Origin of the sequence: Mediterraneibacter agrestimuris (assembly GCF_943193195.1) — a bacterium.
Lineage (GTDB): Bacteria > Bacillota > Clostridia > Lachnospirales > Lachnospiraceae > Schaedlerella > Schaedlerella agrestimuris.
On record NZ_CALPDG010000019.1, the window covers coordinates 37450 to 50864 of the forward strand.

The 13415-nt window shown below is 44.6% G+C and carries 11 protein-coding genes; all 11 read right to left on the reverse strand.

All coding sequences use genetic code 11. From position 1 onward, the window contains the following. Window positions 1-2 precede the first annotated feature (2 nt). Window positions 3-917 (reverse strand): tRNA pseudouridine(55) synthase TruB, encoded by a 915-nt coding sequence (gene truB, locus NFS18_RS10580; protein ID WP_251390000.1) that lies wholly within the window; start codon window positions 915-917, stop codon window positions 3-5. A 1-nt stretch (window position 918) separates the two neighbouring features. Then, entirely contained in the window at window positions 919-1875 is a 957-nt protein-coding gene (locus tag NFS18_RS10585) for a DHH family phosphoesterase (RefSeq protein ID WP_251390001.1), read from the reverse strand. Next, complete coding sequence (rbfA, locus tag NFS18_RS10590) at window positions 1872-2246, reverse strand: 30S ribosome-binding factor RbfA (RefSeq protein WP_251390002.1); 375 nt, start codon at window positions 2244-2246, stop codon at window positions 1872-1874. Before rbfA ends, NFS18_RS10585 begins: the two co-directional genes overlap by 4 nt. Next, window positions 2243-5152: a translation initiation factor IF-2 gene (infB, locus tag NFS18_RS10595; RefSeq protein WP_251390003.1), complete on the reverse strand. Its 2910-nt coding sequence runs from the start codon at window positions 5150-5152 to the stop codon at window positions 2243-2245. Before infB ends, rbfA begins: the two co-directional genes overlap by 4 nt. 17 nt (window positions 5153-5169) lie before the next feature. After that, window positions 5170-5493: a L7Ae/L30e/S12e/Gadd45 family ribosomal protein gene (locus NFS18_RS10600; RefSeq protein ID WP_251390004.1), complete on the reverse strand. Its 324-nt coding sequence runs from the start codon at window positions 5491-5493 to the stop codon at window positions 5170-5172. After that, a complete protein-coding gene (rnpM, locus tag NFS18_RS10605; protein ID WP_251390005.1) occupies window positions 5480-5758 on the reverse strand; it encodes an RNase P modulator RnpM in 279 nt (92 codons plus the stop codon). Before rnpM ends, NFS18_RS10600 begins: the two co-directional genes overlap by 14 nt. Before the next feature lie 62 nt (window positions 5759-5820). Beyond that, on the reverse strand, window positions 5821-6993 hold the full coding sequence (gene nusA, locus NFS18_RS10610; protein WP_251390006.1) for a transcription termination factor NusA: 1173 nt from the start codon (window positions 6991-6993) through the stop codon (window positions 5821-5823). Between the two features lie 69 nt (window positions 6994-7062). Continuing rightward, the gene (rimP, locus tag NFS18_RS10615) at window positions 7063-7530 is read right to left on the reverse strand and encodes a ribosome maturation factor RimP (RefSeq protein ID WP_251390007.1); all 468 of its coding nucleotides are present in this window, start codon (window positions 7528-7530) and stop codon (window positions 7063-7065) included. 203 nt (window positions 7531-7733) lie between these two features. Further along, window positions 7734-9980: a DNA gyrase/topoisomerase IV subunit A gene (locus NFS18_RS10620; RefSeq protein WP_251390008.1), complete on the reverse strand. Its 2247-nt coding sequence runs from the start codon at window positions 9978-9980 to the stop codon at window positions 7734-7736. Between the two features lie 67 nt (window positions 9981-10047). Continuing rightward, entirely contained in the window at window positions 10048-11970 is a 1923-nt protein-coding gene (locus tag NFS18_RS10625) for a DNA gyrase/topoisomerase IV subunit B (RefSeq protein ID WP_251390009.1), read from the reverse strand. Between the two features lie 130 nt (window positions 11971-12100). Beyond that, on the reverse strand, window positions 12101-13291 hold the full coding sequence (gene spoIIP / locus NFS18_RS10630; RefSeq protein WP_251390010.1) for a stage II sporulation protein P: 1191 nt from the start codon (window positions 13289-13291) through the stop codon (window positions 12101-12103). Between the last annotated feature and the right edge of the window lie 124 nt (window positions 13292-13415).

Sequence of the window (13415 nt, forward strand, 5' to 3'; positions counted from 1 at the left end):
TTTTATCTTTCCTCTGCGTCATAAAACATTTTTTTTACGCAGAGTTCTCCTTTCACTCCACGATACTCAAAAATTCCGATAAAGTGTCCCTTCGTATCGTATATTCTGACATTCTCTCCATCTGCGAATGTATCCGGCATTTCCAATGCCTTGACGCCAAATGGATTACCATTAATGGCAAGCAGCTCACATTTCTTATTCACATGCACCGCTCTCAGTTCCCCAAACACCGAGTCCGTGGGAAGCAGTATATCGGTCAGCGCACCCCTTTGCACATACTCCTCAACCTGTTTCAGCGGCACACTGTCTGCCAGTGCAAAACAACTTACCTGCGTCCGCAAAAGACTCTCCATACAGCCGCCTACATTTAAATCTGCGCCGATATCGTGACACAGCGTCCGAATATACGTCCCCTTGGAACAATGCACACGCATCCGAACCCGGGGAAGCTTTATTTCCACAATCTGAATATCATGAATCGTGACCTTACGTCTTTCTCGTTCTACTTCAATCCCTGCCCGTGCCAATTCATACAGCTTCTTTCCATTCACCTTCAAAGCAGAATACATAGGCGGAAGTTGTTCGTATTCTCCGATGTATGTTTGTATACAATCTAGAATCTGTTCTTCCGCCAGACCATCTGCCGCTCTTTCTTCCAGTACTGTACCGGAAATATCCTGCGTGTCAGTCGTGGTTCCGAGCAGCAGCACAGCTTCATATATCTTGTCTTTATCTGTAAGAAGACCGCACACCTTCGTTGCTCTGCCAAGGCAGACCGGAAGCACTCCTTCCGCATCCGGATCCAGCGTTCCCGTATGCCCTATCTTCTTCTGCTTCACGATCCCCCTAAGTCTTGCGACTACATCATGTGAGGTGTATCCCTTTTCTTTATAAATATTTAAAATTCCATTTATCATATCACTTATCCAGCTGCAATACAATTTGCTGATTCACGTTGTTAATGACATCATGAACCGTTCCCTTCATAGTAAATCCCGCAGCTTTCGCATGTCCGCCGCCCCCGAAATATTTAGCAATCACACTGACATCCACACTGTCCTTCGACCGAAGACTGACCTTATAAGTCTGCGGTTCCACTTCGTATAAGAACATAGCAGCTTCTACGCCCTTTGTCTGCCTAAGCTGGCTGACGATGCCCTCCAGATCGCTCGGATCCGCCTCAAAAAAATCCAAAGAGCGCCGGGATACATATGATAAAATCACCCTCTTATCCAGAATCAGCATACTTTCCAAAAGCGCTTTTCCAAGAATCTGATTCTGTATGTAGGTTTTTTCGTAATATGTTTTCTCAATAATTTCACTGCCGTTGATCCCCTTACGCATAAGATCCGCAGCTGCTTCCATCGTCTCCGGAGCAGTACAGGAATATTGAAAAACTCCTGTATCATGTACCATTCCCATATACAGCGCTTCTGCACAGGACTTGCTGATCTTATCTGGATCCAGCAGACGGTACACCAATTCTGATGTGGAACTGGCGTCTGGTACAATATAATTTTCATCGGCAAATGCCTCGTTGCTCACATGATGATCAATACACAGCGTCTGCTTTGCATTTTCAAAAAGCGGTGCGGAAAATCCGAGTCTCTGTATATCTCCGCAGTCCAGACAGATAAACAGATCATACCGCTTTTTCTCATCAATTTCATGACATAAAACCTCTGTCTCATCTATCAGTTTGTAGCAGTCTGCTATCGGCTGCAGATAGACATCTGCCTGAATTGCTGGAAACTGTTCTTTCAGATAAAGATACAGCCCCATACACGAACCAACACAGTCCCCGTCCGGGCGGATATGTCCGCCCAGCGCAACGTTCTGTTTTCCACTCAATATTTCTGTCAGTGCAATACTCATTCTTCCTCACCATCTTTCAAATCTCTGGTCAGTTCATCAATTTTTTTGCTCATATTTACTCCGTACTCAATGGACTGATCCAGTACAAACTTGATTTCCGGAGTATTCCGCATATTTAGGGTTCTTGCGAGCTCATGGCGGATATAGCCTTCTGCATTTTGAAGACCTTTGACAGTATCTGCCTGCACTTTCTCGTCACCAAACACACTGATATATGCTTTGCATGTCTTTAAGTCCGGAGCAACTTCCACGGCAATAACCGAAGTCATCGGCGCCACGCGCGGGTCTTTGATCCCTCCGCGCAGAATATTGCTCAGTTCTCTTTGAACCTCTGCATTTACTCTTGTATTCTTAATGCTGTTTTTTCTCATTTTCTCTCCACTTCTACCATCTTATAGGCTTCCACAAGGTCGCCTTCTTTGATGTCGTTATAATTTTCAAATACAAAACCGCATTCATATCCTGCCCGGACTTCCTTCACATCATCCTTAAATCTCTTTAAAGATGCAAGCGGTCCGTCAAAGATTACGATTCCGTCACGTGTCAGTCTGACTGAACAATTTCTCTCAAATATACCGTCCTGTACATAAGATCCTGCAATAGTTCCCACACCGGAAGCCTTAAATGTCTGACGTACTTCTGCATGACCCAGTATTTTTTCTTCAAAGATCGGATCCAGCATTCCCTTCATAGCCGCTTCCACATCTTCAATCGCATTGTAGATAACGCGGTACAGTCTTAAGTCCACACCTTCACGCTCTGCAATATCCTTTGCAGTCACATCAGGACGTACATTAAATCCGATGATGATCGCATTAGACGCACTTGCCAGGATTACGTCAGATTCGTTGATGGCGCCAACACCGCCATGGATAATCTTAATCACAACTTCCTCATTGGACAGTTTTAAAAGACTCTGCTTCAACGCCTCTACAGAACCCTGTACGTCAGCCTTAACAACAATATTCAGCTCTTTCAGGCTGCCCTCTTGAATCTGTGTAAACAAATCATCCAAAGACATCTTAGACTTTGTATCATCCAGAAGTTTCACCTTATTCTGCGCAATAAATGTCTCGGCAAAGTTTCGTGCTTCCTTCTCAGAATCACAGCTTACAAATACTTCACCTGCATTCGGCACGTCATTTAATCCCAAAATCTCAACCGGCTGGGACGGACCTGCCTCTTTTACACGTCTTCCTCTGTCATCCATCATAGCTCTCACACGGCCGTGTGCACTTCCTGCCGCAATAGCATCTCCTACATGAAGCGTACCCTTTTGCACAAGAACCGTTGCTACAGAACCTTTTCCTTTATCCAGCTGAGCCTCAATGACAAGTCCTCTTGCAGCACGATTTGCGTTCGCTTTCAGTTCCATCACTTCTGCAGTCAGAAGTACCATTTCCAGAAGTTCCTGGATACCGTCCTTTGTGTGTGCAGATACCGGAACAAAAATCGTACTTCCGCCCCAGTCTTCTGGAATCAGTTCATACTCTGTCAGTTCCTGCTTTACACGTTCGATATTTGCACTCGGCTTATCAATCTTGTTGATTGCCACGATAATTTCAATTCCTGCTGCCTTTGCATGGTTGATCGCTTCTACAGTCTGCGGCATCACGCCGTCATCTGCGGCAACGACAAGGATCGCAATATCTGTAGAACTTGCTCCCCGCATACGCATTGCAGTAAATGCCTCATGTCCCGGAGTATCCAAAAATGTGATTGTCTCGCCGTTTACTTCAACAACGGATGCTCCGATATGCTGCGTAATTCCGCCTGCCTCACGGTCTGTAACCCGGGAATCACGGATTGCGTCCAGAAGAGAGGTCTTACCATGGTCAACGTGTCCCATAACACAGACAACCGGCGGACGTTTTACCATTGTGGATTCGTCCTCTTCCTCTTCTTTTAGAAGTTCCTCAATGACATCTACAACTTTTTCTTTTTCACAGAGAATTTCAAATTCCATTGCGATTTCTTCTGCTGTCTCAAAATCAATTTCCTGATTCACGGTTACTATTTTACCCTGCATAAACAATTTTTTAACGATAACAGACGGAACAATCTTCATCTTATCTGCAAGCTCTTTAATAGTCAGGACCTCTGGCAGAATAATCTGCTTAATCTCTTCCACCTTCTCCCGTTTCGGTTCCGGCTTCTTAATTTCAGCAACCGGTTTCTGCTTTTTACCCTTTTTACTCTTACTTTCAAACTCGCCTTCACGAAGTTCTTTCTTTTTATAGTCTTTCTCTTTATCCTTGCCTTTATTCCGCTGACTCTTTTGCTGTTCTACTATTGGTGCAGGAATAGAACTGCGGTCCTCTCTGCGTGCGCCCTGTCTTCCCTGTGGACGACCGGCACCACGGTCATTTCTATTATCTCTGCTGTCTCTATCTCTATTATCTCTATCTCTGTTATCTCTCTGCGGACGGCTGCCTCTCTCATTATCTGAGTATCTTCTGCCCTGATTTTCACGTCCGACACTGCGGTCGTTTCTGTTATCTCTATTGTCTCTGTTGTCCCTCTGTGGACGGCTGTTTCTCTCACCATCAGAGTATCTTCTGCCCTGACCATCTCCCTGCGGACGGTTTCCTCTCTCACCGTCAGAGTATCTTCTGCCCTGACCATCTCCCTGCGGACGGTTTCCCCTTTCTCCGTCAGAAAATCTTCTTGTCTGGCCTTCTCCCTGTTGACGTGCATTTCCCCTTGACTGCTGATCCTGTACTGCCTTCTGTGCATTCGATGGACGCTGCGGCTTCGTTTCAGCCTGACGTACAGCAATATCCTGTACTTTCTCTGCCTTGGGGGCAGCAGCCGGTTTCTCCTGCGCCTGTACCGGAGCTGCCGTCTGGTTCTTCTGCCCCTTTGTAGTTTGTGCCTGTACGTTTACAACCTGACGCGGAGGCATTGCGCTCTGTGAACGCTGTCCCTGTTTTGCTCCCTGTGCAGGAACCCTCTGACCTTGTTTTCCATTTCCTCTGCCGGAGTTCTTGGCATTCTGCGGACGAAATACCTGAACAATCGTCTTCTTTTTCGGCGCTGTCTCTTCTTTTTTCTCAGAATCTTCCGCTATTTCCGCCTTTACATCTGCTTTCTTAGCCTCTTCTTTCAAAACAGCCTCTTTCTTGCCCAGCCCCTTTTTCAAATCTGCCACTACACTTTCCTCCAATGAACTCATGTGGCTCTTTACTTCTATCTTTTTCTTTTCAAGCACCTCCAGAAGCGCCTGGTTATCCATTCCCAGCTCTTTTGCCAGTTCATATACTCTCATTTTTGCCATACTGTTTGTTACCTCCCTTATGCAATCGTCTCGTTATCAGTTCTCAATTGTTTTTGAATTCCTTTTGCGAATCCCTCATCCAATACTGCCAGAGATGCACGGAATTCTTTTCCCATTGCATGACCCAAGGTATCTTTATCTCCATAAAAATAGATTGGAACCTTATAATATTCACACATATCCCGAAACTTCTTTTTTGTATTCTCTGATGAATCCCTTGCCACAACTACCAGTGCCGCACATCCTGTCTTCACTTCACGTTCTGTCATAAATTCTCCGCTCACGGTACGTCCTGCCTTCGTAGCAAGCCCAATCAAAGCCAGTACTCTATCTTGCTTCAATCTCACTCATCTCCTTTTCCAGACGTTCATAGACCTTTGCCGGAATCGCCTGCTTAAAAGAACGTTCAAGCCCTTTGCTCTTTACCGCCTTTGCAAAGCAATCCTTTGAATTACAGATATATGCGCCGCGTCCGTTTTTCTTGCCCGTTGTATCCAGGACAATTTCATTTTCTTCTGTACGAAGAACCCTGATCAGTTCTTTCTTCGGTTTCATCTCACCGCAGCCCACACACTTGCGAAGCGGTATCCTGCGAGTTCCTGCCATCTAAATCACCTCTGTTCATATTCTCTTTGTGTTTGCGTTCATCTCAGCATTTCAAGCTGAGATTATTCTTCCTCAATGAATTCATATTGCGGAGTTTCTTCTCCCTCATATTCATCATATTCTGCTTCATACTCACCCACATATCCCTCTTCATCCATCATAGCCATCTGGTCCATGTAATCTGCTGGAAGTTCACCTGACTCAATTGCCTGAGACTCGCTCTTGATGTCAATCTTATATCCTGTCAGACGTGCGGCAAGTCTCGCATTCTGCCCTTCTTTTCCAATAGCAAGTGACAACTGATAATCTGGAACGATCACACTTGCTGTCTTCTCATCCGGATCAGCCATAACAGAGATAACCTTTGCAGGACTGAGTGCATTCTCAATCAGCAGCGCCGGATTCTCATCCCAGTTGATGATATCAATCTTCTCGCCGCGAAGCTCATCTACAACTGCATTAACACGGGCACCGTTCAGTCCCACACATGCACCTACCGGATCAACGTTCGGATCATTGGACCAAACTGCCATTTTCGTACGGGATCCTGCCTCCCGGGCAATGCTCTTAATCTCTACCGTTCCGTCCTTCACCTCCGCAACCTCTGCTTCAAACAGACGCTTCACGAGCTCAGGATGGGTACGGGACACAAGAATCTTCGGTCCCTTCGGTGTATTTTTCACTTCTACAATATATAGCTTGATACGGTCTGTCGGATTGAAGTGCTCGCCCTTTACCTGTTCGTTCTCCGTCAGCATTGCATCTGCCCTTCCCAGATTAATGCTGACGTTCTTTCCTACATAACGCTGCACAATACCTGTCACGATATCTTTCTCTTTTTCAAAATACTGGTCAAATACAACCTTACGCTCTTCTTCGCGGATTTTCTGTAAAATCAGATTTTTTGCGTTCTGGGTAGCAATACGTCCGAAAGATTTGGATTCTACCGGGATCTGTGCAATATCTCCAAGCTGGAGTGACGAGTCAATTTTTTCCGCATCCTCCACGCTGATTTCAATTGCCGGATCAAATACTTCCTCTACAACCTCTTTTTCTGCGTAAACAGCATAATCACAAGTTTCTCTATCCATGATAACCTTGATATTATCGGAAGTCCCAAAATGGTTCTTGCATGCACTGATCAGGGAATTCTCAATAGCATCCATCATTGTATCTTTACTGATGTTTTTCTCCTGTTCCAGAATAGTCAATGCTTCCAGTAACTCTGTATTCATTTTTTCTTTCCTCCTCTAAAATACTCGTTGTGTCTCTACAATAATCTCAAATCAATTGCTTCACTGTAATTAAAAATCTAATGCCAGACGTATAAGCGCAATATCACTCTTCGAGAAAGTCTGCGTCGTGTTATCCTCATAAGCAATTGTCACAGAATCCTTATCGTACTCTTTGAGCACCCCTGTAAATTCTTTCTGCTTTTCAATTGCACGGTAAGTACGAATCTCCACTTCTTCTCCAAGACTTCTCTGAAAATCCTTTTCCTTTTTCAACGGTCTTCCCAACCCCGGAGAACTCACCTCAAAAATATAGGTATCATCAATATAATCCTTTTCATCCAGAATGTCAGAAAACTTCCGGCTGACTGCCTCACAATCATCCACGGTAATCCCGCCCGGCTTATCAATATAAGCCCGCAAGTACCATACTCCTGCCTCTTTCACATATTCCACATCTACCAGTTCAAATCCGAATCCGGTGACAATCGGCTCCAGCAAACTTTCTGTCTGCTGTTCGTACTGTTCTTTTTTTGACACGTTATACTTCCTTTCTGTTACCTGTTATATTGTGCTCTGCCGGAAATATTTGATTCCCCGACGCATCTGTAAGGAATCCACCATCTCCATATCAACAAAGAAGAGTGAACTTTCGTTCACTCTTCTGCCGGATTCCTTATGTAACTATCGCCTAGTATAACACTTCTTTTTTCTAAATGCAAGGGATAATCAGAAACTTATCATTATCCCCGTGTTTTTGTTCCGGTTCCATCCCGCTTTGCAGCCTTCAGCCGGTTCAAAGTCACTTCTTTTTCTTTATAGATAACTTTATATTCAATGCCCTCTTCAAACAGGTATACTTGTTCCAGTTCATCATTTTTTTTCAGACGGATGCCACGCACACCAACGGCTCCCTTCTTCTTTTCCGGTATGTCTGCTGCCGGGAACCGTAAGAAGAATCCTTCCTTCGACTGAAGTACAACCTGATGATTATCGTTGATCACCTGTACACTGACAACTTCATCCTCATCCTGCAGCTTGGTTGCAGCAATGGTGCGCTTCGTCACATGAAACTCTTTCCCTTCTACCTGCTTGACCATCCCCTGCTTCGTTGCAAATAAAAGCTTCGCAAAGCGCATCTGCTCAGAATCACAAACCATCACGATCCGCTCTTGTGCACTGGAATAATTACTTACATTATCAATCGGCGTTCCTTTATCACGAAATTTGCCATAAGGGAGATCAAGCACCTTCACCTGATGCATCTTACCTGTGTCTGTAAAAATACAGATTCTTCCGGTATTCATACATTGTACAATATATTTGTTCTCATTATCAGCAGCTTCCTTATTTCTCTCATAGACAGAAGTATCTACTGTCTTGGTATAACCAAAACGATCCATCAGAAATACAACTTCCTGCTCTTCAATCTTCTTTTCTTCAAAGACTGCTTCCTCTGCATTCTCCACAGCAGTACGCCGTTTTCTGCCGTACTCTTTCTTAAATGCCTCTAACTCTTCCATAATTACATTTGACATGGAACCATAGTTGTTCAGAATATCCTCATATCTGGCAATGTTCTTCAATGTCTCTTCGTGTTCTTTCTGTAAAGCCTCAATTTCCAGACCGATCAACTTGTACAGACGCATTTCCAGAATGGCGGTCGCCTGCCGTTCAGTAAACCGGAGCATAGCAGCCATCTTTTTAGAAATGTTGCTCTTGAACTTAATATTATCAGTCACACCGTTTACCAGACAATTGCGGGCATCCTTTACAGACTTGCTTCCACGCAGAATCTCGATGATCAAATCAATAACGTCGCATGCCTTAATAAGACCTTCCTGCACCTCCTTGCGCTCTAGCTCCTTAGCAAGCAAGGTTTTATATTTACGCGTTGTCAGCTCAAATTGAAAATCTACATGATGTTCAATAATAGCTTTTAATCCCAGTGTCTCCGGTCTTCCATTTGCAACCGCCAGCATATTGACGCCGAAAGTATCCTCCAGACGTGTTTTTTTGTAGAGCATATTTTTCAGATTCTCCACATCCGCCCCACGTTTGAGTTCCAGTACGATCCGGATTCCTTCCTTTGAAGACTGGTTAGAAATATCCACGATGTCCGTCGTTTTTTTCGTTTCTACCAGATTCGCTACATCATTTAAGAACTTACTGATACCGGTTCCCACCATCGTATATGGAATCTCTGAGATAACAAGCTGGCTCTTGCCCCCTTTTAATTCCTCCACTTCTACTTTTCCGCGTATCTTAATTTTTCCCTGTCCTGTCTCATAAATATCCAACAGGTCATCTTTGTTGACAACGATGCCGCCTGTTGGAAAATCCGGTCCCTTAACATATTTCATCAGTTGTTTCGTGCTGATTTCATCATTTCTCATATAGGCCTTCACTGCATCCACAACCTCGCCCAGATTGTGTGTCGGTATACTGGTCGCCATACCGACTGCAATTCCTTCCGCACCGTTGACAAGGAGATTTGGCACACGCACCGGAAGTACGATTGGTTCTTTCTCTGTCTCGTCAAAGTTCGGTCCAAAATCTACGACATTTTTATCCATGTCTGATAAATATGCCTCCTGTGTAAATTTCGTCAGGCGCGCCTCTGTATAACGCATGGCAGCTGCTCCGTCTCCTTCTATAGAGCCAAAGTTTCCATGTCCGTCTACCAGTACCATTCCTTTTTTGAAATCCTGTGCCATCACAACCAACGCTTCGTAAATAGAGCTATCGCCATGCGGATGGTATTTACCCATTGTGTCACCAACGATACGGGCGCACTTTCTGTACGGCTTGTCATAGCGTATTCCCAGTTCGTGCATATCGTACAGCGTTCTTCTCTGTACCGGCTTCAGACCATCCCGGACATCAGGCAGCGCTCTGGCAATAATGACGCTCATAGCATAATCAATATATGACTTTTTCATTAAATCCGAGTATTCCGTTCGGATAATTTGTGATTCGTTATTGCTCATTCTTTTATCTCCCAAGCTATTGAAACTTTACTTTTAATTTCCTATCTGTTTACTCTGATATACGGTATTAAATATCCAGCTCCGCTTCCGTCGCGTTTTCATAGATAAATGCCCTTCGAGGCGGTACTTCTGTTCCCATCAGCATTTCTGTTACACTGGACGCCATCCGTGCATCCTCAATCTCCACCAGTTTCAAAAGACGGGTTTCCGGATCCAGCGTGGTCTCCCAAAGCTGCTGGGCATCCATTTCACCAAGACCTTTGTATCTCTGCAAGGTAAAGGCTCCGTCATGGCTCTTTCTGTAACGCTCCAGTGCCGCGTCATCATACAAATACTCTTCTTCGCCTTTCTTCGGCATGGCTTTATAAAGCGGCGGCATGGCAATGTACACATGTCCCTCATAAATCAATTCCGGCATAAACCGATAGAATAAAGTCAGTAAAAGCGTCGAAATATGCGCTCCGTCCACATCCGCGTCCGCCATAATGATAATCTTGTCATAGCGCAGCTTCGTGATATCAAAATCATTGCCGTATCCTTCGGAAAATCCGCAGCCGAAAGCATTGATCATTGTCTTAATCTCCGCATTTGCCAGCACCTTGTCGATACTTGCTTTTTCTACATTCAAAATCTTACCGCGGATCGGCAGAATTGCCTGATAATTTCTATTGCGCGCTGTCTTTGCAGAACCGCCCGCAGAATCTCCCTCGACAATGAATATTTCACATTTCTTCGGATCTCGGCTTTCACAGTTAGCCAGCTTTCCGTTACTGTCAAAAGAATACTTCTGTTTTGTCAGTAGGTTTGTCTTTGCCTTTTCCTCTGTTTTACGGATTTTAGCCGCCTTTTCTGCACTGGAAAGAACACTCTTCAATGTCTCCAGATTACGGTCAAAGAACAGTACAATCTCATCGCCTGTTACCTTCCCTGCTGCTTTTGCTGCATCCGGGTTGTCCAGCTTCGTCTTCGTCTGTCCCTCGAACCTTGGATCTGGATGCTTGATGGACACGATCGCCGTCATTCCATTCCGGATATCCGCACCGGTGAAATTGGCGTCTTTCTCCTTCAAGATTCCAAGTTCTCTTGCATACTGATTCATCACTGTGGTAAATGTGGTTTTAAATCCGGTCAGATGCGTGCCGCCCTCAGAGTTATAAATATTGTTGCAAAATCCCAGTACATTTTCATGGAATTCATTGACGTACTGCAAAGCAACCTCTACTTCAATTCCTTCTGCCTCACCCTTAAAATAGATCGGATCATGAAGAGTTTCTTTTTTCTGATTTAAATCCTTGATAAATCCGAGAATACCATCCGGTTCATGATACGTGATCACCTCCGGGTTGTCCACTCTTTTATCTTCAAATACAATAGTCAGTTCAGGATTCAGATATGCCGTTTCGTGCATACGGCTTTTAATTTCTTCAGCACGGAACTTTGTCTTTTCAAAAATAGTATCATCCGGCAGAAAATTAACCTTTGTTCCTGTCTTTCTTGTCTTTCCCACAACCGGAAGCAGACCATCTTCCAGTTCCACAGTCGGAATGCCGCGTTCATAGCGGTCATGGTGAACCGCGCCCTCTCTGCTGATCCACACTTCCATATAATTAGAAAGTGCATTAACTACGGAAGAACCAACACCATGCAGACCTCCGCTTGTCTTATATGCAGAATCATCAAATTTACCGCCCGCATGCAACGTCGTATAAACAAGACGTGCCGCCGACACTCCCTTCTGATGCATCCCTACCGGAACACCGCGCCCATTATCTTCTACAGTTGCAGAACCGTCTTTTTCCAGTGTCACATGAATCTCTGAACAGAATCCTGCCAGATGCTCATCCACCGAATTGTCTACAATCTCATAAATCAGATGATTCAAACCCTTTGTAGACACACTTCCGATATACATTCCCGGACGCTTCCGAACTGCCTCCAACCCCTCCAGTACGGAAATACTGTCCGCATCGTATGTATTCTTACTTCCCATAAATCTTTGCCTCTCTAAATTCTATAAATTCAAGGCTGAAAGAATCCCCTTCTCTCAACCTTGCCCTTTTCTTTGTCAGTTTATATTACCACACATATGTTTCCCTTTTCAATCCTAAATTTCCCAGTAATCATACAAGTACAGAATACAAAGTCTCTGCCAGCACTTCCATCGCATTTTTCATTTCTTCCACAGTATTTGTCTGCGCTCCCGCCTCTATCAGCAGCGATTTCGGCATAAGATGGAGATTATACCGGTATCCCCGTAAATAAATAGGACGGACAAATCCAGGATACATTGTTTCCGATGCGATCTGCATTTGCAGTGAAAAAGCAAGATTATCCTGAATATACGGATTGTATAGATAATCGATATCTCCATTAACACGGGTGCGGCTTAATCCATTAAAATACATAATCTTCGCTGTCGGCTTTCCTCCGATGTCTGTCACAAGATGTGTGTCCTCCCTCACGCCGTCCCTGTGCAGGTCGATCACCACTTCAATCGAAGGATTCGCCTCCAGTACGGGACGGATCGAAGCCTCCGCATTTTCATAGGCATTGCTTCTGTCCAATTGCCCATTGATGATATCGTAAACTCCCGTATCATGAATGGTCTCAATCCCTTTCGCATTCAAAAGCTGTGTCAGATATTCCCCTACACCAACAATACTGTCTGCCGGATCGCCCGGCACAGAATCAATAAATTCCTCTTGAGAATGTGTATGGAAAATCAAAACCTTCGGACCTTCATTTTCCTGATTGATCTTCATACTCCGATTCAGCAAGTCATCCGCATTTAGTTGTTCCGGTCCGATCATTGTACTGCTGTCTACAATATAGAAATTACTGAGCAGATAATCAAAATCCCGCAGTCTCTCTATAGACATATCCAGTGTAGGCGTACCTGTCTGCGGCACGATATTTTCCACAGCCGGAATCTCCCCCTTTGGATTGCCATGCTCATCCAGTGCGTGTCCGTCCTCCGCCTGACTGGCAAGGATTTTTGCGATTGTCTCTTCGTCCTCCGCATAACCTTCATACTTTTTCTGCTCATCAATATATCTCACGATCGGAATCAATGACATTGCCTGATCCGCCAGCCACTCCCCCACAGTCCTGTCCGGTGTATGCAGTATATAAGAAGCCCTCGGCAAATACATCCGTTCCGCACTTTGCATCAATGTACGCTGAAGCTGATGCCTCCAGTCCGCGCCATTTGCAAATCCGCTGATTAAAAAAATATATGTACCTATCATACAGAGAAAAACAGCAGTCAGATTCCCCGCTGCTTTTCTCTGTTTTGTTCTAAAACTATCCATACTTCCCCCGCTATTCCTTTTACTGCTATCCATTTCCGCATGAACAGCATTTATACTTCTCTCAAATTGAAGATATTGATAAACGCTGTCCCATCCATTATATGAAATCAGCTGACCGATTATA

Excerpts from the sequence above, each read along its gene's own strand:
- truB (WP_251390000.1), bottom strand. The coding sequence starts at position 917 with ATGATAAATGGAATTTTAAATATTTATAAAGAAAAGGGATACACCTCA.
- NFS18_RS10585 (WP_251390001.1), bottom strand. The coding sequence starts at position 1,875 with ATGAGTATTGCACTGACAGAAATATTGAGTGGAAAACAGAACGTTGCG.
- rbfA (WP_251390002.1), bottom strand. The coding sequence starts at position 2,246 with ATGAGAAAAAACAGCATTAAGAATACAAGAGTAAATGCAGAGGTTCAA.
- infB (WP_251390003.1), bottom strand. The coding sequence starts at position 5,152 with ATGGCAAAAATGAGAGTATATGAACTGGCAAAAGAGCTGGGAATGGAT.
- rnpM (WP_251390005.1), bottom strand. The coding sequence starts at position 5,758 with ATGGCAGGAACTCGCAGGATACCGCTTCGCAAGTGTGTGGGCTGCGGT.
- nusA (WP_251390006.1), bottom strand. The coding sequence starts at position 6,993 with ATGAATACAGAGTTACTGGAAGCATTGACTATTCTGGAACAGGAGAAA.
- NFS18_RS10620 (WP_251390008.1), bottom strand. The coding sequence starts at position 9,980 with ATGAGCAATAACGAATCACAAATTATCCGAACGGAATACTCGGATTTA.
- NFS18_RS10625 (WP_251390009.1), bottom strand. The coding sequence starts at position 11,970 with ATGGGAAGTAAGAATACATACGATGCGGACAGTATTTCCGTACTGGAG.
- spoIIP (WP_251390010.1), bottom strand. The coding sequence starts at position 13,291 with ATGGATAGTTTTAGAACAAAACAGAGAAAAGCAGCGGGGAATCTGACT.